17 protein-coding genes and 2 tRNA genes are annotated in these 22106 nt (G+C 67.7%); 4 read left to right on the plus strand and 15 right to left on the minus strand.

What is annotated here, in order from left to right:
* Positions 1–944 precede the first annotated feature (944 nt).
* The 4 genes from JX005_RS10960 to JX005_RS10975 form a co-directional block, all read right to left on the minus strand.
* Entirely contained in the window at positions 945–1907 is a 963-nt protein-coding gene (locus JX005_RS10960) for an NAD(P)/FAD-dependent oxidoreductase (RefSeq protein WP_214467539.1), read from the minus strand.
* A gap of 22 nt (positions 1908–1929) precedes the next feature.
* On the minus strand, positions 1930–2400 hold the full coding sequence (locus tag JX005_RS10965; RefSeq protein ID WP_214467540.1) for an SRPBCC family protein: 471 nt from the start codon (positions 2398–2400) through the stop codon (positions 1930–1932).
* Positions 2393–2734, minus strand: coding sequence for an ArsR/SmtB family transcription factor (locus tag JX005_RS10970; protein WP_307858564.1), 342 nt, complete (start codon positions 2732–2734; stop codon positions 2393–2395). The genes JX005_RS10965 and JX005_RS10970 overlap by 8 nt, the downstream gene beginning before the upstream one ends.
* 194 nt (positions 2735–2928) lie before the next feature.
* Entirely contained in the window at positions 2929–3612 is a 684-nt protein-coding gene (locus JX005_RS10975) for a hypothetical protein (RefSeq protein WP_214467541.1), read from the minus strand.
* 313 nt (positions 3613–3925) lie between these two features.
* On the opposite strand from JX005_RS10975, the gene JX005_RS10980 reads away from it, so the two are divergent.
* The 4 genes from JX005_RS10980 to JX005_RS10995 all read left to right on the plus strand — a co-directional run bounded on the left by JX005_RS10980 (position 3926) and on the right by JX005_RS10995 (position 7177).
* Positions 3926–5074 (plus strand): sensor histidine kinase, encoded by a 1149-nt coding sequence (locus tag JX005_RS10980; RefSeq protein WP_214467542.1) that lies wholly within the window; start codon positions 3926–3928, stop codon positions 5072–5074.
* On the plus strand, positions 5071–5676 hold the full coding sequence (locus JX005_RS10985; RefSeq protein WP_214467544.1) for a response regulator transcription factor: 606 nt from the start codon (positions 5071–5073) through the stop codon (positions 5674–5676). The genes JX005_RS10980 and JX005_RS10985 overlap by 4 nt, the downstream gene beginning before the upstream one ends.
* Positions 5676–6623 carry a phosphotransferase enzyme family protein gene (locus JX005_RS10990; protein ID WP_214467547.1) on the plus strand — a complete coding sequence of 316 codons (948 nt, stop codon included), beginning with the start codon at positions 5676–5678 and terminating at the stop codon, positions 6621–6623. The genes JX005_RS10985 and JX005_RS10990 overlap by 1 nt, the downstream gene beginning before the upstream one ends.
* A 131-nt stretch (positions 6624–6754) precedes the next feature.
* Entirely contained in the window at positions 6755–7177 is a 423-nt protein-coding gene (locus JX005_RS10995; protein ID WP_214467549.1) for a serine hydrolase domain-containing protein, read from the plus strand.
* A gap of 53 nt (positions 7178–7230) precedes the next feature.
* On the opposite strand, the gene JX005_RS11000 is transcribed toward JX005_RS10995, so the two are convergent.
* From JX005_RS11000 to serS, 11 genes are all read right to left on the minus strand, one after another.
* Positions 7231–7530 carry a SemiSWEET family sugar transporter gene (locus tag JX005_RS11000; protein WP_214467551.1) on the minus strand — a complete coding sequence of 100 codons (300 nt, stop codon included), beginning with the start codon at positions 7528–7530 and terminating at the stop codon, positions 7231–7233.
* Positions 7531–7804: 274 nt separating this feature from the next.
* Complete coding sequence (erm, locus tag JX005_RS11005) at positions 7805–8632, minus strand: 23S ribosomal RNA methyltransferase Erm (RefSeq protein ID WP_214467552.1); 828 nt, start codon at positions 8630–8632, stop codon at positions 7805–7807.
* 539 nt (positions 8633–9171) lie between these two features.
* Positions 9172–9260 (minus strand) — tRNA-Ser (locus JX005_RS11010).
* Positions 9261–9430: 170 nt separating this feature from the next.
* On the minus strand, positions 9431–11527 hold the full coding sequence (locus tag JX005_RS11015) for an ABC transporter ATP-binding protein (RefSeq protein ID WP_214467553.1): 2097 nt from the start codon (positions 11525–11527) through the stop codon (positions 9431–9433).
* Complete coding sequence (locus JX005_RS11020) at positions 11524–13251, minus strand: ABC transporter ATP-binding protein (protein WP_214467798.1); 1728 nt, start codon at positions 13249–13251, stop codon at positions 11524–11526. The genes JX005_RS11015 and JX005_RS11020 overlap by 4 nt, the downstream gene beginning before the upstream one ends.
* A gap of 186 nt (positions 13252–13437) precedes the next feature.
* Entirely contained in the window at positions 13438–16905 is a 3468-nt protein-coding gene (locus JX005_RS11025) for a family 43 glycosylhydrolase (RefSeq protein WP_214467555.1), read from the minus strand.
* A gap of 106 nt (positions 16906–17011) precedes the next feature.
* Complete coding sequence (locus JX005_RS11030) at positions 17012–18289, minus strand: LCP family protein (RefSeq protein WP_214467556.1); 1278 nt, start codon at positions 18287–18289, stop codon at positions 17012–17014.
* Positions 18289–19566 (minus strand): LCP family protein, encoded by a 1278-nt coding sequence (locus JX005_RS11035; RefSeq protein WP_307858565.1) that lies wholly within the window; start codon positions 19564–19566, stop codon positions 18289–18291. The genes JX005_RS11030 and JX005_RS11035 overlap by 1 nt, the downstream gene beginning before the upstream one ends.
* A 51-nt stretch (positions 19567–19617) precedes the next feature.
* Positions 19618–19702, minus strand: a tRNA-Ser gene (locus JX005_RS11040).
* Between the two features lie 213 nt (positions 19703–19915).
* Positions 19916–20824, minus strand: coding sequence for an HAD family hydrolase (locus JX005_RS11045; protein ID WP_214467557.1), 909 nt, complete (start codon positions 20822–20824; stop codon positions 19916–19918).
* Complete coding sequence (gene serS, locus JX005_RS11050; RefSeq protein ID WP_214467558.1) at positions 20821–22104, minus strand: serine--tRNA ligase; 1284 nt, start codon at positions 22102–22104, stop codon at positions 20821–20823. Before serS ends, JX005_RS11045 begins: the two co-directional genes overlap by 4 nt.
* Positions 22105–22106 lie beyond the last annotated feature (2 nt).

The following is a 22106-nucleotide window of genomic DNA, read 5'->3' on the forward strand; positions in this document are numbered from 1 at the left end:
GGCATCGATGAGCAGATCGCTAGGCGCGGTCCGCCAGCAGCTCTCACTTCGCTGACGCTTCAGAGCTCCGATCAGTAAGCGGCTTCTGATCTGGGAAGGATTTGAGAAAGAACCCATCCGCCGCGTACTAACGTGACTGGGCTGGATCGTCCCGGAAATGCATCTCAAGCGGTTCTGCACGACCGCGAAACACCTTGAAAACTGCGGAGACGGAGGGATTTGAACCCTCGGTCCCCTTGCGAGGACTCCACCTTAGCAGGGTCAATTCGTGTCCCGGAGGTGGCACCAGCCCCGTCGGTTGTCGCGCGGTTTCTCGCGGGTTTTGAGGGTTTACCAGGTAGTTGCCCGTAATCGCGCACGCTCTCTATGCACTCCCGACACTCCTCACATTGCGAGGCTCGCGCGCCTCACGAAGCGCGGGGACACCTGGGGGACACCCGCGTCATCGTCGTAGTTCGCCGCGATCGGTTGGCCGATCTGGGCCAAAACGACGTTCAGTCGTGTCAAAGCGCCCTCAATCCGTACGGGGAGTTCGAGTAGATCCTATGCGTTGGACGTGGGTGACATACGTCAGTCCTGCGCCTTCGAATGACTCCGGCGCCGGCCAAGAACCATGACCCGAGATGACGCCGATCGTCAGGACCGTCAGGAATGGGTGGGCGACCTCACGAGCCACCGCAACGGCGACTTAGACAGCGACGGGCAGGACGACAGAATCCAAGACAACGAGTTCGCCGAGTCGATTGACCAGCCGGCAACGACGCGCCAAACTACGGCGGATCGGGCATGGTACCCGCGCACATCGGCTGAGTCATGTCCTGTTCGGCGTGGAATCGGGATCGCTGAGCGACGTCCGTAAACGGAGTCGATTTCCGTTGGCGGGCACATGACGACGACGCCTGACCACTGGGTGGCCTGGAACGAGTGGTGCCTGACGAGGATGTTCATCGCGCGGCGGCCGTTTCCGGCGGCGGTGCCGGCGTAGCCGAAGCTTCACATCGGGCGATGTCAGCTGCGGTGAGATCGGCGTTGACGGCGCCGGCAAGGAGGGACCCTGCGCCGAGCGAGACGGAAACGTTCGATCGCGGATCGATCACGTTGCCCACTGCCCAGAGCCTTGTGACGCTTGTGCGTCCATCCGCGTCCACCGCGATCCAGGATTGGCCGCGATGTTCGCGAGTGCGCGCGCCCAAAAGGCGAAGCAACTCGTCTCTGGGTTTCATCGTCGTCGACGTGAAAATCGTGTCCACCGGTACGACACGATCGAGCAACTCGACGGCTTCGACCCGTCCATCACGTGTGCGCACCGCTCGCACGCGCCCCCGCTCGACTCGGATGTCGCGCAGCTCGAGCGAGCACAGGTCTTTTGTCGAGGGCTCGCCGAGATCGTTGGGGAAATAGACGATGCTCGACGACCATTGGCGCAGCTGCTGAGCCTGGTCCACACCCTGCGGTCCGGTGGCGAGGATGCCGATCGTATCGTTGCGTCGTTCCCAGCCGTCGCAGTAAGGGCAGACGAGGACGCCACGTCCCCACTGCTCGCTCAGGCCGAGGACTGCCGGCAGCTCGTCCCGGAGCCCGGTGGCGACAACGAGTTGCCGCGCCGTCACCGCCGTCCGGGATCCGAAGATCTCGAATCCCGAGGGGACGACTCGTGCGGACACGACCGGCTCGTCGATGAATCCTCCGCCGTAGCTGCTGATCTCCGCGCGCCCTCGCTGGCGCAGGTCACCCGGTGGAAGCCCATCGTGACCGAGGACGCCGTGCATGTGCGCGGCCCGCGCGTTCCGCGGATCGCCGGCGTCGAAGACGAGCACGCGGCGGCGGGCGCGGGTGAGAGAGAGCGCCGCGCTCAATCCCGCCGGCCCGCCGCCCACGATGACGACGTCGAAGAGCCCAGCGGCCATCAGCCCGCCGCCGTGGATGTGGTCATAGGTGTCCCCGGTGGTCCGCCAGGTGCTCGGCGAGCATGTCGAACGCGGATGCCCACCCGTCGTAGACGTTGCCGTCGCCTGGTTCCCCGACCCATCCGATCATGTGGAAGCGCATCCCCGTCCGATCGTCGGGGAGTTCGCTCAGCTCGACGGTGATGACGGGAGCTTCGTCGTCGGCGTCGTTGGGCGATGCCCAGGTGAACACGAGCCGCTCAGGCGGCGAGACCTCGCGGTAGACGCCGGCCGTCGGATACTCCTGCCCATCGAGCGGGTTGACCATCGTGTACGCGTAGCGGCCTCCGACGCGTACGTCGGTGACGGTGCTGCCGGCCTTGACCTCTATGCCGCGCGGGTGCCACCAGGTCGCAACCTCCGTATCGGCGGTCCATGCACGCCACACGACGTCGCGCGGGGCCTCGAAGACCCGGGTGATCGTGAACTCCTTGGTGTCGGTCTGCTCAGGCATCAGCCTCTCCTCTCAGTTCTCGAAGTCGCTCATCGAGCAGGTCGAACCGCTCGTTCCACTCATCGCGATGCCGATCGACCCAGACCGACGCCTCGTCCAGGGGCTCGGTGCGCAGAGTGCACCGACGCCACTGGGCGTCGGCGGTCCGGTCGATGAGGCCCGCGCGCTCGAGCACCTTGAGGTGCTGTGAGATCGCCGGGCGGCTCATGGCGAACGGCTCGGCGAGCTCCCCTACCGTGGTCGGCCCTGCGCGCAGGCGCGAGATGATCGCACGCCTCGTCGGGTCGGCCAGCGCCTGGAACACGAGGTTGAGCTCGTCGGCCACGGAATCCACGTAAGCAACTCCTTAATTAATGGATCGCTTAACCGTAGAAGGTTTCTCTGAGATTGTCAACGGGAGCTCTTCGCAACGACCAGCCTGCCCACCGGGGTCTGTTCATGCGCTGACTCGACAGCCGCCACCGATCTCGAGCATCGCTGTGTCCCTAGCCGCGGTCGCGGCGAGCCTGACGAGTCGTCGACGCGCATTCAGGCGGTCGCGATGACGACCGCCGCGATCGCGCTCACGCCCACGACGATGTCGAAGACGGCGCATGCCTCGGCGAACCACCGCCAGACAACGACGTTGGCGCGATAGAGCAGTCCGTCCCAGACGGCGTGGAGGATCCAACCGACTCCGATCAGGACGCCGGCTACACCCGGCTCGGTGAAAGTGGACGCCAATGCCAGGGCGGCATATGCGACGGCACCGGCCACATACACGACCAGCAGGCGCCTGTTGCGGAACTGCTTCCGTGCCGCGCCGATGATCAAGTACTCCGACCCGAGAATGACCAGCACCCACGCCGGTGCGATGTCGGGGTCGACGATCTTGCCGAATGTGAGCAGCAGCGCCAGCAGGGTCGGCCATCGCAGCGCGATCCGTTCCAGGGCCGCGCGCACTGGGGCTACCTTCTGTTCGCGAGGCGTCCACGCGGCGCGTCCGGTCGAGAGCTCGCAAGGGATCAGTGCCACCACGACCGCCAGAGCCGGGATAACGAATACGTGGCCGAGGAGGACCGCCATCGGACCGGTGATCAGTCCAGTCCAGAATGCAGGAAGCGGCACAGCGAAGCCGACGGCGACCGCGAACATGACAGCCGCGATGGCACGCGTCGTGCGGCGTCGGTGCAGCATCCAGAGCACCGTGCCGGAGGCCACGTTGATGGTCATGATCGCCGCGATACCCAGCGGGTCGCCGAATACAGCAAGGGCGCCCAACCATCCCAGGGCAGTGACTGTGACCTGGTCAACGAGAACCATCGAGAGGAGCGCGACACCGAAGAGCTCGAGGAAACCGAGTATCTGAGCGACAGGTCGCGGCCCCGTCCGTCGATTCGAGGAGGAGAGGGCGTTGTGTCCGAGTGATGTTGACATGACCCCAGGGTGCTGGTCCCCGCTGCGCCCGATCCCGTGGATCGTTCACGGTTTTCCGTGCGACTTTCACACCTCAGTAGTGACCGCCCGGACCGTAAACTCCCTACCTGTGAGCACCGCGGCCAATCCGATTCTCGACGCCGGCAGAGTGCGACGTGCGCGGACTCTCACCCTGGTCTGGCTCGCCACGGCCGTCTTCACGAGCGTCTTGATGCCGGGGATCGGTGTGCTGCGAGAAGGCCAGCCACTCTGGGCGGTACTCGGCTCGATCGGAATCGTTCTGTTCGCGGCCACCCAAGCGGGGGTCCTGTACGGCGCGGTCACGCCGGAAGCCGGCGGGTGGCGTTGGCGGCTCGCGTTCGCTGCTGCCAGCGTGCTGTCGATCCCTCTGGTCGGTCCGGTGGCGGCCGGAAGTTGGCAGACCTGGGCGTGGATCGGCGCGGGGATCGTCGGTGTTCTCCCACTGGTGCTGCGCCCGTCGCCGGCGATCGCCTGTGCCGCGTTGGTGTGCGGCGTGGGCGTCGGCGTCGCGCTTGTCACCGGTAGCGCGCCAATACAGGCCCTGCTGATCATCATTGTGATCGGCTGCTCCATCGCGATCATCAACGTGGGCCCGATCTGGCTGTGGAGAGTCATCGCCGACGCCCAGTCAGCCCGTGGCGCGGTGGCGGCGCTGGCCATCAGCGAAGAACGGCTGCGTTTCGCTCGGGAGGTGCACGACGTCCTCGGGCACCGTCTGACCGTGATCGCCCTGAAAGCTGAACTGCTCGAGAGAAGCACCGACCCGCCACAGCGCCAGGTGCAGGACGAAGCCGCCGAGATTCGGCGCCTGGCCGCGTCTGCACTGGAGGAGGTCCGCAGTACGGTGGCGGATTCCCGCCGGATCGTGCTCACCGAAGAGCTTGCAGCGCTAGGTCAGGTTCTCGAAGCCTCCGGCGTCCGCAGTGAGATCCGACTCTCTACCGGGGTGCCCGACACTTGTGACGCCGTCCTGGCTCGCGTGCTCCGCGAGGCCGTCACCAACGTGCTGCGACACAGCAGGGCTGAGTGGTGCGAGATCACCGTGGAGCGCGTTGGCGGCGAGATTGTCCTGTCCGTGCGGAACGATGGCGTGATGCACAGGAGCGACAGCGAACAGCCCCGTGGCAGCGGCCTCGACGGGATTCGAGAGCGGCTTCGCGAACATGGTGGAAGTCTGACTGTCATCCGCATCGACGAGCGATTCGAGCTGCACGCCACGATGAATGCGCCGTCGTGATTCGGGTGCTCCTTGCCGACGATGAGGACCTCATTCGAGTTGCCCTCTCACATCTGCTCGACCTGGAACAGGACATCGAGGTCGTCGCGCATGCGGCCGACGGCCGTGCCGCGGTCGAGCAGGCTCGGCGCCATCGTCCTGACGTCGCAGTGGTGGATCTCGAGATGCCCGCCCTCGACGGTATCGAAACCGCAGCTGAGTTGAGGCGCGCACACCCGGGCTGCATCGTCGTGATACTCACCGGTCGCGGCCGCCCAGTGCATATGTCGGCGGCGTTGCGCGCCGGGGCACAGGCCTTCGTGGTCAAGGGCGCTCCTGCGTCAACGCTCGCGGATGTGATCCGACGAGCACACGACGGGCAGCGCTATGTGGACCCCGCGCTGGCCGCCGAAGCGCTCGCTCTGCCGCCGTCCCCGTTGACTGATCGCGAGCTGGAGGTTCTTCGGCTCACGGCGGACGGTCTCGACGCAGCCGCGGTCGCTGGCCGCCTGCATCTCGCCCGCGGCACCGTCCGCAACTTGCTCACGGCGATTCGCATCAAGCTCAACGCGAACAGCTCTTCCGACGCCGTCCGACTTGCCCGCGACTCAGGATGGATCTGATGCGCTCGAATCAACAAGCGGATCCCAGCATCGACGAGAATGACGACTTCGTCGCGCACGTGTTGACCAAGTTCGCGATCTCACATCCCCGAGCGACCCGTGCAGCGGAGTCGTTCAACACGGTGTACCGGGTGCGTGCCGACGAGGGCGACTTCATGTTGCGAGTGAGCAGGTCGCCGATCATCCACAAGCCGAACGCGCCAGAAGCCGAAGAATCGTGGACCGCACGCTTCGCGGAGGCTGGCCTCGCTGTTCCCCGAATCATCCGGACCGCTGAGGGCGACCTCAGGGTGACAGATACCGCGAGTCACCGTCGACGGGCGATGCTGCTGACCTGGGTACACGGCTCCCCGCCCAGACATCCAATGAGTCGCGACCAAGTCATCGCTCTGGGAGGCCTCAGCGCTCGCCTGCATCTGGCATCTCCGCAGATTCCGGAACCCCCTAAGGGCGTTCTCGATGGCCGCCGGACCACCCTCTTCGAGGTTCCCGACGCGATTGCCACCGCGCCGTCACCGTACCGAGAAATCCTCGCGAAACGCAGCCAGCAATCCGGCGAGTGGATCCGCGATCTTTGGGAAGACGCCGATGAGAGCCCGCGAGTTCTCCACTTCGATCTCACCCCACGGAATGTCGTGATCACCGCGGACGGCACCTCGGCGGCAATCGACTTCGAAGACCTGACATGGGGTCACCGTGCTCAGGACCTGGCGAACTCGCTCTACGGCGTCACCGGTGGGAATGTCCAGAGCGGCCTCGCCACCGACTTCCGGCGCGGCTATGAGCGTCACGCGAACTGGCCGCAGAACCTCAATTCTCATCTGCTGCACCGACTCTTCGTCGCACGTCGAATCGCGATGATAAATCTCACGCTCACGCAGCGCCCGCATGGGCTCGACGAATATCTCCGCAGGCACGCAGACGCGCTCGCCGAGGTACCGGTATGACCATCTCGTGACGCAGGGTGTAACGGCGCGGACTCGCCGGAACGCGGCCTCGCTGATCGAGATGTGGGCATTCGGTGCGTGTATCCCGGAATCGACCTGTCTGCCCACAGCTGCGGGCACGATGTGGGCAGATGCCGACCTGCAACGATCTCGTCCGACTGGGCCAGCTCATCATCGACGACGGCGTCGGTCCCGACGGAGATCGTGTCGTCTCGGCGGACTACATCAGTAATGCGACCGAGGCACCGAGCACCGACCTGAACGCGGCATACGGCCTGCTCTGGTGGCTCAACCATCCGGGGCCCGCCGTGACACCCGAAGTAGCAACGACCGGCCAAGGAGGGGCGATCGACGGACCGATCGTTCCGGTCGCACCCCAAGACGCCGTGTGGGCGCTCGGGTTCCATAGTCAAATTCTGGCGTTCCTCCCATCGCACGACGCAGTGGCCGTTCGCCTCGGCGAGAAACCACCGGGGTCCGCCGAACTATCGGTGCGACCGTTCAGCGAACACGTTCTCGCTGTGCTGGACGCAGACGGCTCGGCACAGCCCTGACACGACCGCTCATCGGATCCAGGTCGGAGGCTCGGCGACCGGCTCGACTCTTCTCAACGCGAAGCGTCCGCCGCAGATCGCCGGTACGCCACGGACCGCCTCAGCCAGACCGCGTAGCCCGTGGTAACAGAGGCAACCAAGAGCGCGACGGAATTGGGCACGATCAAAGCCAGATTGGCGGCGGAGATCCCGTATGCAATCCAGAGACCGAACCCGGGAAGCAGGATGAGCAGGTAGCCAATCGACACGTCATCGGCTGAACCTGTGTGAACCATTCGCCGCAGTTGCAGTAGCGGGGCCAGCCCCATAATTACCGCCCACGATGCGGCGAGTACTGCCAGCACCTCTGTCATGACGACACCCTTCGTTCGCGCACGAACGCAGGGATCGCGCCCTCAACACAGAGGAGGCGCAAGCGCGATCGATGCGACCATACCAGCCCGCAACGGGCGATCGTTGTCCGATGCCTGATCCCCCTGGACTCGGACCCGAACCCGGCCGATCATCGGGGCCACGCAAGCACAGACCGCCCCCACGCATCGAAGAGTGCGCAACCGGATACAAACGGGGCGCGACGATCGAAGAAGACCGGGACTGCAGCACCATGCACCCTGGCATGCGAAGACGTCATCTTCCACGACTGACGCGCTCCCCACCGCGGCTGGAGACTTCTCGCCACAACGCCGCCCATTGGACCGGGCGCAGGTCACGCGGCAACGCGTTGTCGGCCACGCCAAGATCCTTCAGCATCATGCGCGCGCTGCGGCGGCTGAGGCCGGTGCTCCGCTGGAGGATCGCGGCCAGGTCGCCGCCCGCTCCGGTGAACATGTCGCGCACGAACCCGTCATACCGCCCCCGGTCGCGTGGGTCGACCAGAGGCGACCCGCGACGGGTGATCGTCAGGATGCCGCCGTCCACGCTGGGCATGGGACGGAAGTGCCGGGCGGGCACGCGGCCGTGCAGTTCGAACTCGAACCACGGCGCCGACTGTGCCGTCATCATGGTGGCACCGCCGACGCTGGCGCGCTTCCGCGCCACCTCCCACTGCGTCAGCAGAATGGCGTGGCGCCAGCCCCGCCGGGTCAGCAGTCGTCGAAGAATTGGCGTGGTCAAGTGGTATGGCACGTTGCCGACCACCACGGGGCTATCCAGGGGATGCCCCAGTGCGTCGGCGTGCTCCACGCGAACGTTGGGCAGCCGCTGTCGCAGCAGGCGGATGCGCTGCTCGTCGATGTCGATCGCGGTGAGGTCGCGCCCGAGGCCCGCAAGCGGCGCAGTCAGGGCGCCGTCGCCGGCGCCGATCTCGAGGATCGGACCGCCCGTTGCTGCGACGAGGTCGACGATGCTCCGGATCGTGGGCCGGTGGATGAGGAAGTTCTGGCCGAGTTCGTGCTGGCCGCCGTTCGTCGAACGGCGTTCGGAACGGAGAGTGGGGTGTGTGGATCGGTTTCGCATGAGCGCTCCAAAGAAAGAAGTGGAGCACCCCGCCACAGGCGTCGAGGAGAAAGCCGTCTCACGGCTGAAGAGGACGCGCGGCCGGGGTGCGAGGACTCCCGGACGACGGCGCGCTTACGCAGAAACCAGCGATCGCGCCGTCAGGCGCGGCGGTCGCGAATGTAGAAAGCGCACGCCGTCACCAGCGCGCTGCAGATCGTTCCCATAGTTCGAGGGTAGACCGCCAAGGATTGATGTCGCCACTCCGAGCACCCCTTGTCTGCCGGCTGCGAACGAGGGAAGACCCTCGCGCGCGTCCGCTCCAGCCACCACTGGATGCGAGGGCACATCGCGCCGCCTCTGGACCGACCAGCGGCCTCGCCCCTAACGAACGCGGATCGGAGACGGGCAGCTGCATCAAGGGCACCACCTGTGCGGGGTGCAACACCTTGCAGGGTTGGGGACACTCCGGGGGACACGTGTCGTCGACGGCATGCGAAACCGCAGATTCCATCATTCGCATGCTTCGCGAGAAACAGCGACTGACCGGGGATTTTCTGCGGAGACGGAGGGATTTGAACCCTCGGTCCCCGTGAGGGGACTCCACCTTAGCAGGGTGGTGCACTAGGCCTGACTATGCGACGTCTCCAGGCATCCGCTCGCACAAACGCGCGGATGCACCCGGCAATCATACCCTGTGCGATCCGGCCCAACGCACGCCTCCGCAGCTGGCCACAGCCCAGCCGTGAGCCGCCCACGACACCACCGAGAACAGGCCGCACCGTCGCGGGTACGGCCTGTTCTCGTGCGTGCAGCCGGCTACGACTGAGCCGGTGACTCAGCCTTCGCCGGGTCCGCCTCCACCGCTTCCCAGGCCGCACTGGACTGCGGGTCCGCGTCCGGCTCGAGCAGCGCTGCTTCGGCGTCGAGGTCGGTCGCCGCCTGCTCGAACTGCGACTGGTACAGGCGCCAGTACGCGCCCTGCGCCGCGATGAGCTCGTCGTGCGAACCCTTCTCGACGATGTCGCCGTGCTCCATGACGAGGATCAGGTCGGCATCGCGGATCGTCGAGAGGCGGTGCGCGATCACGAACGACGTGCGTCCCTCCCGAAGCGCCGCCATCGCGTGCTGCAGCAGCAGCTCGGTGCGCGTGTCGACCGAAGATGTGGCCTCGTCGAGGATGAGCACCGACGGCTGCGCCACGAACGCCCGGGCGATGGTGATGAGCTGCTTCTCGCCCGCCGAGACGTTCGAGGCGTCCTCGTCGAGGACGGTGTCGTAGCCGTCGGGCAGCGAGTGGACGAACCGGTCCACGCGCGTCGCCCGGGCCGCCTCGACGATCTCATCGTCGGTCGCCGACTCACGCCCGTACCGGATGTTGTCGCGGATCGTGCCGGCGAACAGCCACGGATCCTGCAGCACCATGCCCGTGCGCGAGCGCACGTCGTCGCGGGTGAGCTGGGCGATGTCCTGCCCGTCGAGCATTATCTGTCCGTCGTCGAGCTCGTAGAACCGCATGATGAGGTTCACCAGCGTCGTCTTCCCGGCGCCCGTCGGGCCCACGATCGCGACAGTCTGGCCCGGCTCGACCCGGAACGACAGGTCGGTGATGAGCGGGCGCTCGGGCGTGTAGGAGAACTTCACGTTCTTGAACTCGATGACGCCGCGGCCCTCGGCGAGCTCCGGGGCGTCCTCGTCGTCGGGCTCCTGCTCGTCGGCGTCGAGCAGCTCGAACACCCGCTCCGCCGACGCCGTGCCCGACTGGATGACCGCAGCCATGCCGCCGAGCTCCGACAGCGGCTGGGTGAACTGCTGCGAGTACTGGATGAACGCCTGCACATCGCCGAGCCGCAGCTGCCCGTTCGCGACCATGATGCCGCCGAGCACCGCGATGCCGACGTAGGTGAGGTTTCCGATGAACATCATGCCCGGCATGATGATTCCCGACAGGAACTGCGCCTTGAACGCGGCCTCGTAGAGCTCCTCGTTCTCGGTCGCGAACTTCTCGGCCGAGTCCGCCTCACGGCCGAACACCTTCACCAGCGCGTGTCCGGAGAACGACTCCTCGACACGGGCGTTGAGGCGCCCGACCTTGCGCCACTGGATGCCGAAGGCCTTCTGCGAGCGCGGGCCGATCACTCCGAAGATGACCGCCATGAGCGGAAGCGAGACGAGCGCGACCAGAGCCAGCTGCCACGAGATCGAGAACATCATGAAGAGCACGCCGATGACCGTGAGCACCGAGGTGACCACCGTCGACAGCGACTGCTGCATCGTCTGCGTGATGTTGTCGATGTCGTTCGTCACCCGCGAGATGAGCTCGCCGCGCTGGACCTTGTCGAAGTACGACAGCGGAAGCCGGTTGATCTTCGCCTCGACCGACTCGCGCAGCCGCCACATCGTGCGCACCATGATGACGTTGATCACGTAGCCCTGGGCCCACGTCAGCAGGGCCGAGACCACGTAGATCGCCATGACGGCGACGATCACCATCCGCAGCGCGTCGAAGTCGACGCCCGCGCCGACGGTGAAGTCGCGCATCGCCGAGATCATGTTCGCCATGTCGGTCTGGCCGGCGGCACGCAGGCTCTCGACGACGACCTCCTGCGGGGTGCCCGCCGGGAACTGCGCGGCGAGCCCCGACGAGACGACGCCCTCGAAGATGATGTTGGTCGCCTCGCCCAGCACCTTGGGCGCGATCACGGCGAGCACGACCCCGATCGCGCCGAGGATCGACACGAGGGTGAAGGCGACGGCGTGGGGCTTGAGCAGCCCGATCAGACGCCCGAAGCTCTTGCCGAAGTTCGCGGCCTTGCCGGGCGCGACGCTGCTCCAATCGTCTGCGCCGAGGCGGGCCTGCTCGGCCAGCTCGAGCTCGAGACGCTCTTCCTCGGTCAGCAGGTCGGGGGCGCTCATGCCTCCACCCCCAGCTGCGAGTCGACGATCTCTCTATAGGTCGGACTGGTGCTCAAGAGTTCCTCATGGGTTCCGATGCCGACCATCTGGCCGTCCTCGAGGACGACGATCCGGTCGGCCTCGGTGATGGTCGAGACGCGCTGGGCGACGACGATCTTCGTGACGTCGGGCAGCTCGCGCCAGAGCGCCTGCCGCAGCCTCGCGTCGGTGGTCAGGTCGAGTGCGGAGAAGGAGTCGTCGAAGACGAGGACGTCGGGCTGGTGCACGATCGCTCGGGCGATCGCCAGACGCTGTCGCTGGCCGCCCGAGACGTTGGTGCCGCCCTGCGCGATGCGCGCGTTCAGCTGCCCGTCCATCTCCTCGACGAAGTCGCGGCCCTGGGCGATCTCGAGAGCGTGCCACAGCTCGTCGTCGGTGGCCTCCTCGCGCCCGAAACGGAGGTTGGAGGCGACCGTTCCGGTGAAGAGGAACGGGCGCTGCGGCACCAGGCCGATGCCCTTCCACAGCACGTCGAGATCGGCCTCGCGCACATCGACGCCGCCGACCTGCACGGATCCGCCCGTCACGTCGAACAGGCGCGGGATGAGCGACACCAGCGTGGTCTTGCCGGCACCGGTCGAACCGACCACGGCGATGGTCTCGCCGCGGGATGCCTCGAAGCTGATGCCCTGCAGCACCGGCGCCTCGGCGCCGGGGTAGGTGAACTCGACGTCGGCGAAGCGCACCGACCCGGGGGCCGGGAAGTCGCTGACGGGGTTCTCGGCGCGCGTGAGCGTCGACTCGCTCGCCAGCACCTCGCTGATGCGCTCGGCCGACACGGCCGCGCGCGGGATCATGATCGTCATGAACGTCGCCATGAGCACGCCCATGAGGATCTGACCGACGTACTGCATGAAGGCGAAGAGCGTGCCGATCTCGACCGTGCCCGCATCCACCTGGATGCCGCCGAACCAGATCACGCCGACGACGGTCACGTTCAGGATGAGCATCGCGAGCGGGAACATCAGCACGAACAGCGAGCCGACCTTGCGCCCGACGACCATGATGTCGGTGTTCGCCCCGCGGAAGCGCTCCTCCTCGATGCCCTCGCGCACGAAGGCGCGGACGACGCGGACGCCGGTGAGCTGCTCCCGCATGATCCGGTTCACGGCGTCGAGCTTCGTCTGGAAGCTGCGAAACAGCGGCACCATGCGGCTGATGATGATCGCGACGATCACGAGCAGCAGCGGCACCGACACCGCGATCAGCCAGCTGAGGCCGACATCCTGCTGCAGCGCCATGATGATGCCGCCGATGGCGAGCAGCGGCGCGGTGACCAGCATGGTCGCGCCCATCATCGCGAGCATCTGAACCTGCTGCACGTCGTTGGTGTTGCGGGTGATGAGCGAGCCGGGGCCGAACTTCGACACCTCCCGCTCGGAGAACGCGCTCACCTTGCCGTAGACGTCGCGGCGGATGTCGCGGCCGGCGGCCATCGCGGCGCGCGCCGCGAAGTAGGTCGCGATGATCGACGCCGTGATCTGCCCGAGCGAGATCGTCAGCATGGCGACGCCTGTCGACCAGATGTACGCGACGTCGCCGGTCGCCACCCCGTTGTCGATGATGTCGGCATTGAGGCGAGGCAGGGTGAGGGATGCCATCGCCGAGGCGAACTGGAAGACGAGCACGCCGAGCAGCAGCCAGCGATACTCCTTCAGATAGCGGATGAGGAGTTTTCCGAGCACGGGGAGGTCTCCGATGGTGAGGGAACGCTCGACGAGGGGGAGCCGGAGTGCCGGCATCCGGAAATGAGCGAGTCTCAGGGTACGCCGAACCCCGGACAGATCGTGACCTCGGATCTACGCCCTGAGCGGACGCGAGCCCGGGACGCCGACTGCGCGCCCCGGGCTCGGACCCGTCCTGCTCGGGTGTCAGCAGGTGAGTGCGCCGTACTGGGCGCTCACCTCGGACTCCACCGTCTCGCCGTCCACCACGCCGGTGACGACGGCCGTCACCTCATCGCCCGGCACCGACGTCTGACGCGTCGAGAACGCCTGCGTGCTGCGCTTCGCCGGGGCGACGGCGATCGTCTTCGCGCCGTAGGGCGTCGCGAGCGCGACTTCGACCGGCACGTCGTCGCCGTTCGCGGCCGTGACCGCGAGCGTCGCCTTGCCCGCCGTGCAGCGGCCCGTGACGGTGAGCTCGACGTCCAGCGTCGGCTCCGCCGTCGTCGCGGCCCAGGCCTCGAACTCCAGGATGCCGCTGGATCCGCCCGCGCTCGCCGTGCCCCACGCCTGCATGAGCGCGCGGAGCTTCGTGGTCGTGACCGGCGCGAAGCCGACCTCGTTCACCGCTGTCGATGAGCGGCCGTACGCGCCCGTGGCCGCGACATCCTTCCACTCGCCTGTTGCCAGGTCGACGTACTGCAGCTTCCACTCGCGCGGCGGGATCATGCCCACGTTCGACGCGTCGGCGGAGTCGCGGAAGAACAGCACCCCTGCCTTGTCGACCGTGACGACGCGATCCCACTCGAGCTGGACCCACTGCTCGCCGACGTTCGGCCAGGTGCCCCACGACGCTCCGCTCAGTGCGCCGTCGTTCACCGCCGTGACCGAGTTCCAGCTCGACGTGTACGACGCCGTGGCCGTCGCGATCGGCGCGATGTTGCCCTCCAGCGGAGCATTCGGCGACAGCGGCACGGTGACCGTGGCCAGCGTCGAGAGGTTGCCCGCGGCATCCCTCGATCGCAGGTACACGACGTGCCGTTGGTCGTCGACCGGCACCGCCGCGCCGTAGGCCTGCCAGCCGGTCGGCGCGTCGATCGCGTACTCGATCCCCGCGATGCCCGATCCGGCATCGGCGGCCGTCGCGCTCACCGTACGCGCAGCGATGTCGAGCGTTCCGGTGACGGTGGGCCTCGTCGCATCGATCCGGACGGTGACGGAAGCCTCGGCCGACGTGTTGCCGGCGGCATCGGTCGCGCGCGCCTTCACCGAGTGCTCACCGTCGCCCGACACCGTCGCCTCGGCGAAGCGCACGTTCTCGCTCGCCTGCCACGCGCCGCCGTCGACCGAGAGCTCGATGCGCGTGCGCACGTCGCGGTCGTCCGTGGCCGTCGCACGCACGGTGGCCGGGGAGAGGAACCAGCCGTTCGCGCCCTCGACGCCGGTCACCGCGAGCGTCACCTCGGGGGCCTCGGCATCGAGCGTCTCGCCGAAGACCTCCAGTTCGCCGAGGCCGACACCCGCGTAGGTCTCTCCGTCGGACTGCGCCGCGAGCACCGCGCGGACGCCGGTGGTCGTGACCGGGTCGAACGTCACGGCGTTCGGGGCGTCACCGGTGGTGCCGTACTCATCCGCACCGGAGACGTCCTGCCACTCGTCGTCGACGAGCACCTGCACCACCCACGACTCGGGCACCGCCACACCGTCGCCGGCGCCGGGTCCGGCCTGGTCGCTCCAGAAGTGCGCGGTCACGGCGTCGATGCGCACCGGCTCCGCCCACGTGTAGCCCGCCCAGCGGGTCGCGGCGTCGCCGGGGGCCGTCATCCACGCGGGATGCGTCGAGCCCGAGTAGACGATCTCCCCGTCGTTGAGGGCGGCGAGCGACGATCCGCTCGCGGTCGCCTCCGCGTCGGGCGCACCGGTGAGTGCGAGGTTGGCACGCCACGGGTCCTCGCCGAGGACCGTCACGGTCGCGTTCACGCGGCCCGCGGCATAGCCCTCGACGAAGCCGCTGACGGTGAACTGGCCCGCCGCGGCGATGTCGGCCGGGTCGACCTCGTCCCACCGCACCGGTGCCGGAAGCGCCTCGTCGCCGAACGACAGCGCCACGGTCTCGGGCAGTTCGGGCGCGGTGCCGACGACCGTCTGCACGGCGACGGGCTCGACGCCGTCGGGCTGCGCGGCATGCACCTCCCACTCCTCGACGGCGAGCGCCGAGTACTGCGGCGGGTTGGCGGCGTTCGGCGAGGCGTTGAGCACCGCGCGCAGCCGCGAGGTGGTCACCGCATCGAAGGTCACCTGGTGCACTGCCGTGGTGGTCGTCGGGTACCCGCTGGGGTTCGGGACGTCCTTCCACTCGCCGGCGTCCCAGTACTGCAGCACCCACGAAGAGGGGTCGGAGACGCCGTTGCCGGTGCCCGGAGCAGCGTCGCGCCAGAACTTGATGCGCGCGCTGTCGACCCGGACCGGGGTGTCCCAGTCGTACTGGATCCACTGCTGCGCGGGCCGGGTGCCCGTCCAGCTGCCCCACATGTCCGGCGGAAGCGGGTTGGGGCGGATGAGCTCGTCGTTGAGCGACTTGATCCAGTACTGCGTCGGGATCGGCTCATTGGAAGCGGATGCCGTCGCCCAGGGCGCCACGTTCGACCGGGGCGTCAGGTTCGGGCCCTTCACGGGCGTGGTGGTCACGGGGAGGATGCGAGCCGGGGTCTGCGAGTCGTCCCACTCAAGGTGATCGATGGCGACCGAGCGGCGGAAGTGGTTTCCGCCCACGGCGTCGGCCGTGTGGTATGCCATGTACCACTCGCCGTCGAACTCGGCGATGGCCGGGTGGCTCGTGGTCGACGACACGGGGGCGAGGATGCGGCCACGGAAGGTCCACGGACCGAGCGGGGTCGACGCCGTCGAGTATGCGATACAGGCGTGGTAGTTCGCCGGGGTGCACGTGCTCGTCGGACCGGCGTTGTTCGCGGCGTACGCGAGGTAGTAGGTCTCGCCGCGCTTGAACAGCCAGGCCGCCTCGAAGAAGCCCGTGACTCCGCTCGAGACGGTGGTCGGCGTTCCGATGCGGGTCTTCATGTCGGACTGCAGCTCGGTCGCCATCAGCCGGCCGAAGCTGCCCCAGTACATCCAGACCCGGCCGTCGTCGACGAGCACGGTCGGATCGATGTTGTGCGCGTCGTTGCCGAGGATCGTCTGCGACACGATCGGCCCGCCGGCGTGGTCGGTCCACGGACCCAGCGGGGTGTCGGACACCGCGACGCCGATGCCGAACTTGTCGGAAGCGGTGCTGGCAGCCTCGTTCACGGGGACGTACCAGTAGTACCGGCTGTCGACGCCCTTCACGACCTGGCCGGCGTAGGCGCGTCCGGGGGTCGCCCAGTCGAACACCGTCTCCGGGCGCATGATCGACGGGTGGTGCTCCCAGTCGCCGCTGTCGACGTCGGTCGTGGAGAACGCCTGCCACTCGTTCATGATGAAGTCGTTGGTGGTGGTGCCGGCCTGGTCGCGGCCCGCATGGATGTACAGGGTGTCGCCGTCGGCGAGCAGGCTGGGGTCGGCGGAGTACACCGAGCCGTCGCCGATGATCGGGTTCTCCGTCGCCGCCACCGCGGGTGACAGGGGCGCAAGCGTGACGACGAGCGCACCCACCGCCGCGGCCGCCAGCGCAGCCATCGTCCTCTTCGATCTCAAGACCACGTTGTCCTCATTCCTCGATGAGGGGGACGTTATCGGTAACAGGATCAGGCCCGCAAGCCTTTTCGGAGTTTTCGAAACCCGACTACTCCTGCGGCTTGGTGCAGGTCGTCTGCGCTGCGGTCTGCCCGGCGATGTCGGAGGGCAGGTCGACCCGCTCCCCCGCGACGGGTGTACCGCTCGGATCGGGCGACGGGGTCGCGGACGGGGTCGGCGCCGAAGAGACGGCTTCGCCCGTGACCTCGATGGCGAGGCCCTGGCTCGCCTCGCCGGTCAGATTGAGGGGCTTGTTCTCCTGGAGCGCGGTGAAGAGCACGGCCGCCGCCTCCGAGACGGGGTACACCCGCATGCCGTCCTGCGAGTAGGCGGTCGGATACTGCACGAAGACGATGTCCTCGTAGGGCACGTCCTTGACCGCCATCGCGATCTGCACCATGAGCGTGGGGTTCGTGAGCGACTGGCTGAGCACGAGATGCTTCTGCTGCACCTGGTTGATCGCGGTGGTGGCCAGGGTGAAGAGCACGCCCGGGTCGGCCAGGACGGCGTCGGACTGGAGCCTGCGCACCATCGACGACATGAACTGCTGCTGATTGGAGATGCGGCCGAGGTCTGACCCGTCGCCGATGCCGTGCCGCATCCGCAGGAACTGGAGCGCCTCCCGGCCCTCGAGCGTGTGCGTTCCGGCGGCGAGAGTGAGGCCCGTGTGCGGGTCGTGGACGTCGCCGGTCACGCACACATCGACGCCGCCGATCGCGTCGGACATGTTGATGACGCCGGCCCACCGGATGGCCCCCGCGAAGTCGATCTCGTCGCCGATGAGCGCTTCGATCGTCAGCGCCGTGCACGCCAGCCCGCCGTACGCGTACGAGGCGTTGAGCGGCTGCGCGCTCATCGCCGGGAAGGCGCTCGTCCCGTCCGGGCTCGGGCACTCGGGGATCGGCACGATCATGTCGCGTGGGAACGACACCACCGTCACGCGGCGCGGCTCATCGGAGATGTGCACGAGCAGGGTGACATCGTTCCGCTCGCCCTCGACGTCGCCGTTCTGGCAGGCGGCGGAGAGGGCGGCGTTGTCGCCCTCGCACGAGTCGGTGCCCACCATCAGCAGGTTGACGCCGCCCTCGATCGCGCCGAGCGACGGCGGAATGGGCTTGTCCTCGCCGAGCACGACGGCGTTGGCGGAGAGCGAGTTCGCGGCATCCCACACGTTGAAGGCTGTGACGCCCGCCGCGCTCACGCCGACGACGGACAGCGCGACGGCGAAGATCGCGAGAAACGAGACGAGCGGATGCCGGTCGCGATGCACCGCGTGGCGCGCGAGGGGAGGGCGGCCCTCCCGCGAGGGCCGAGCGCCGGCCGGCATCAGCCGTCGGCCCGCACGTTGCCTGCGGAGCAGGTGCGGTCGGCGGCGGAGGTGCCGGGGATCGAGTCCGGAAGTTCGACCGGGGTGTCGGTGGGATCGGGCGTCGTTCCGGGGGTCGGCGTCGTGGTCGGCGTCGCCGGCTCTTCGGAGTCGGGCTCGACGGTGATCACACCGCCGCCCAGGTTCGCGTCGTGCGTGACATTGATCGGCTCATTCGCCTCGAGCGCCGCCCACAGGGCGTCGGCGGCCGCACGGTTGGGAACCACGCGATCCTCGTCGAACGGGTCCTGCTCGACGGGGTACTGCACGAACACGATCTCCTCGAACGGCACGTTCTTCACCGCGAGCGCGATCTGCACGAGGGTCATCGGATTGGCCAGCGACTCGCTCGGGGTGATGTTGTCGACCGCGGTCGTCGCGAGCTTGTACAGCGTCGCGGGATCGGACAGCACCTCCTCGCTCACGAGCTTGCGGGCGAGGCTCGACATGTACTGCTGCTGGTTGCTGATGCGCGCCAGGTCGCTGCCGTTCTCGAGGCCGTAGCGCGTGCGCAGGAACTGCAGGGCCTCGAGCCCCTGGACGTTCCGCTCGCCGGCTGGCCAGTCGATGCCCGTGTAGCGATCGCGGATGCCGCCGTTGCCGATGCAGACGTCGACGCCGCCGATGGCGTCGGTGATGTTGATGACGTTGCCGAAGCTCACCTTCGCCGCGAACGGGATGCTCTGGCCGCTGAGCTCGGAGATCGTCTTGTTGACGCACGACAGCCCGCCGTACGACCACGCCGTGTTGATCTGCTCCTTGGAGATCTCACCCGTGACGGATCCGTCCTCGGCCGTGCACGAGGGAATCGGGATCATGAGGTCGCGCGGGAATGAGACCACCGTCACCCGTCGCGGGTCGTCGGAGATGTGCACCAGCATGTTCACGTCATTCAGCTGACCCTCGGAGTCGGCTCCGGTGCACCGCTCGCCGAAGTACTTCGCGTACTGCGGTTCGCACTCGTCGGTGCCGACGAGGAGCAGGTTCACCCCGCCCTCGATCGCGCCGATGTCGGGCGGAACCTCTTCCTGTCCCTCGAGCGCGACCGCGTTCTCGGCGACGCTGCCCGTCAGATCGGTCAGCGCATACGCGGCGATGCCCGCGGTCGAGACGAGGACGACAGCCACGACTACGCCGACCAGCTTCATGATCAGCGCGAGGGGGTGGGGCGAGGTCAGCTCACCGTGCCGTGCGACGGTGCGACGGCCGCGCTTTGCGGGCTTGGTCGTCTCGGCCACTCGTGTCCTCTCGGGGAAGCTGACTCTCACTCGTACGCCCCCGGCGTTCTGCGGAGGGTGTGGGATTCGAACCCACGGGACATTGCTGCCCACTGGTTTTCAAGACCAGGTCCATCGGCCGCTCGGACAACCCTCCCGACGACGCCTCATCGAGGCATCCGTCGAACAGGCGTCGAGTCTAACCGACCAGACCATCCCCGATTCTTCCAGGGACGGCTGTGGATGCTCTGAAAGGCACTCCGCGTCCCGCCGGGAACCCCCCGGGTCGTTGAACGAGCGAACCCCACGGGTCGTTGAGCGAGCGCACCCCCCGGGTCGTTGAGCGAGCGGAGCGAGACGAAACGCGCCGTCAGAGCTTCCGCAGCACCGCCGCGACCCCGCCGGCGTGCACCGACGTCGTGGTCTCGCCCGCGGCATCCCGCACCTCCTGCGGGCCCTGCTCCATCGCCACCGCACGCCCGCCGTTCTCGAGCGCCCAGCGGAACATGCCGACGTCGTTGCGGCCGTCGCCGATCACCAGCACATGCGCCGGGTCGATGTCCAGCTCGGTGCGCACGAGCTCGAGCCCGGTGCTCTTGTCGACGCCCTCCGGCGCGATGTCGAGCCACGCCGTCCAGCCGACGGAGTACGTGACCTGGTGGAGGCCGATCCGCCCGACGAGGTCGAGGAAGTCCTCCTGCCCCCGCTCGGGGGCGACGACAACGATGCGGCACACGCGCTGGTTGCCGAGCTCGTCGAATCCGACGCGGCGCGCGTGCACCAGGTTCCAGTCCTCGAGGTATTCGGTGTACAGCCGCTGCCCATCGGGCAGCTCGACGAGGTAGCGCGCGTCGGGAAGGTGCTCGCGCAGCAGCGTGAGCACCTCGGCGGGGTCGAACGTCTCGACGTGGTCGCGCTCGTAGCGCACCTCGTCGCCGTCGACGCGCTTCAGCACCACGGCACCGTTGGAGCACACGACGTACTCGGGCGACAGCCCCAGCACCCGCATGATTCCGCGCGTGCCCTCCCAGCTGCGACCGGTCGCGATCATGACCTCGTGGCCCGCGCGTCGCGCATGCTCGACCGCCTCGACGACGCCAGGGCTGAGCGATTCGTCCTCGAGGATCAGCGTGCCGTCGATGTCGAGGACGATGAGCAGGCGCTCGGTGACGACCGACGGGTCTTCGGTGTCGCGCGCGACCTGCTCGACGAGCTTCGCCGCCTTCTTCGGCTTGACGACCTTGATGGAGCCTGTCGCGGGCAGGTGAGCTTCTGTCATGCGACAGGTTCCATGACCTCGAGCCCGCCGAGGAACGGGCGGAGCACCTCGGGCACCGTCACCGACCCGTCTTCGCGCTGATGCGTCTCGAGCAGCGCGACGATCCAGCGGGTCGTGGCGAGCGTGCCGTTGAGGGTCGCCACGTGCTCCGTCTTGCCGCTGCCCTTTCCGGGTTCGGCCGGGAGACGGTGGCGGATGTCGAGCCGGCGCGCCTGGTAGGTGGTGCAGTTCGACGTGGAGGTCAGCTCGCGGTAGGCGTTCTGCGTGGGCACCCATGCCTCGATGTCGTACTTCCGCGCGGCGCTCGAGCCGAGGTCGCCGGCGGCGACGTCGATGACGCGGTAGCTCAGGCCGAGGTCCTGCAGCATGCGCTCCTGCAGCTCGACCAGACGCAGGTGCTCGGCCTCGGCATCCGCTGCTGTCGTGTAGACGAACATCTCGAGCTTATTGAACTGGTGCACGCGGATGATGCCGCGCGTGTCCTTGCCGTACGAGCCGGCCTCGCGCCGGTAGCACGTCGACCAGCCGGCGTAGCGCTTGGCGCCTTTGCCGAGGTCGAGGATCTCGTCCATGTGGTAGCCCGCGAGCGGCACCTCGCTCGTGCCGACGAGGAAGAGGTCATCGTCTTCGAGGTGGTAGACCTCGGCGGCGTGCTGGCCCAGGAATCCGGTGCCCCGCATGACCTCCGGACGCACGAGCGTCGGCGGGATGAGCGGCACGAACCCTGCCTGCAGCGCGCGGTCGAGTGCAAGGTTCATGAGCGCCAGCTCGAGACGCGCGCCGATGCCCTTCAGGAAGTAGAACCGGCTGCCCGAGACCTTCGTGCCGCGCTCCATGTCGATCGCGTCGAGAATCTCGCCGAGCTCGAGGTGGTCGCGCGGCTCGAAGCCGAACGCGGGCACCTCGCCGTGCGTGCGCAGGGTGACGAAGTCTTCTTCGCCGCCGGCGGGCACGCCGTCGATGACGATGTTCTCGATCTTGGAGAGGGCGAGAGCGGATGCCTCTTCCGCCGCCGCGACGGCGTGCTGGGCCTGCTTCACCCGCTCGCTCAGCTCTTTGGCCTCGGCGACCAGGGCGGCCTTCTCCTCTTTCGGCGCCTGCGCGACGCGCTTGCCGTGGGCGTTCTGCGCGGCGCGGAGCTCTTCGAAGGCGGTGATGGCGGCGCGGCGGACGCGGTCGGCCTCGAGCGCGTCGTCGACGGTGTCGGCCGACTCCCCCCGGGCCTCCTGCGACCGCTTGACCAGCACGGGATTCTCGCGAAGCAGGACGGGATCGATCACCC

Origin of the sequence: Microbacterium flavescens, from assembly GCF_018588945.1 — a bacterium.
Lineage (GTDB): Bacteria > Actinomycetota > Actinomycetes > Actinomycetales > Microbacteriaceae > Microbacterium > Microbacterium flavescens.

Bases quoted from the DNA above. Each gene is read 5' to 3' on its own strand.
- JX005_RS10960 (WP_214467539.1), bottom strand. From the start codon at position 1,907: ATGGCCGCTGGGCTCTTCGACGTCGTCATCGTGGGCGGCGGGCCGGCG.
- JX005_RS10965 (WP_214467540.1), bottom strand. From the start codon at position 2,400: ATGCCTGAGCAGACCGACACCAAGGAGTTCACGATCACCCGGGTCTTC.
- JX005_RS10975 (WP_214467541.1), bottom strand. From the start codon at position 3,612: ATGACCATCAACGTGGCCTCCGGCACGGTGCTCTGGATGCTGCACCGA.
- JX005_RS10990 (WP_214467547.1), top strand. From the start codon at position 5,676: ATGCGCTCGAATCAACAAGCGGATCCCAGCATCGACGAGAATGACGAC.
- JX005_RS10995 (WP_214467549.1), top strand. From the start codon at position 6,755: ATGCCGACCTGCAACGATCTCGTCCGACTGGGCCAGCTCATCATCGAC.
- JX005_RS11000 (WP_214467551.1), bottom strand. From the start codon at position 7,530: ATGACAGAGGTGCTGGCAGTACTCGCCGCATCGTGGGCGGTAATTATG.
- erm (WP_214467552.1), bottom strand. From the start codon at position 8,632: ATGCGAAACCGATCCACACACCCCACTCTCCGTTCCGAACGCCGTTCG.
- JX005_RS11015 (WP_214467553.1), bottom strand. From the start codon at position 11,527: ATGAGCGCCCCCGACCTGCTGACCGAGGAAGAGCGTCTCGAGCTCGAG.
- JX005_RS11025 (WP_214467555.1), bottom strand. From the start codon at position 16,905: ATGGCTGCGCTGGCGGCCGCGGCGGTGGGTGCGCTCGTCGTCACGCTT.
- JX005_RS11030 (WP_214467556.1), bottom strand. From the start codon at position 18,289: ATGCCGGCCGGCGCTCGGCCCTCGCGGGAGGGCCGCCCTCCCCTCGCG.
- JX005_RS11045 (WP_214467557.1), bottom strand. From the start codon at position 20,824: ATGACAGAAGCTCACCTGCCCGCGACAGGCTCCATCAAGGTCGTCAAG.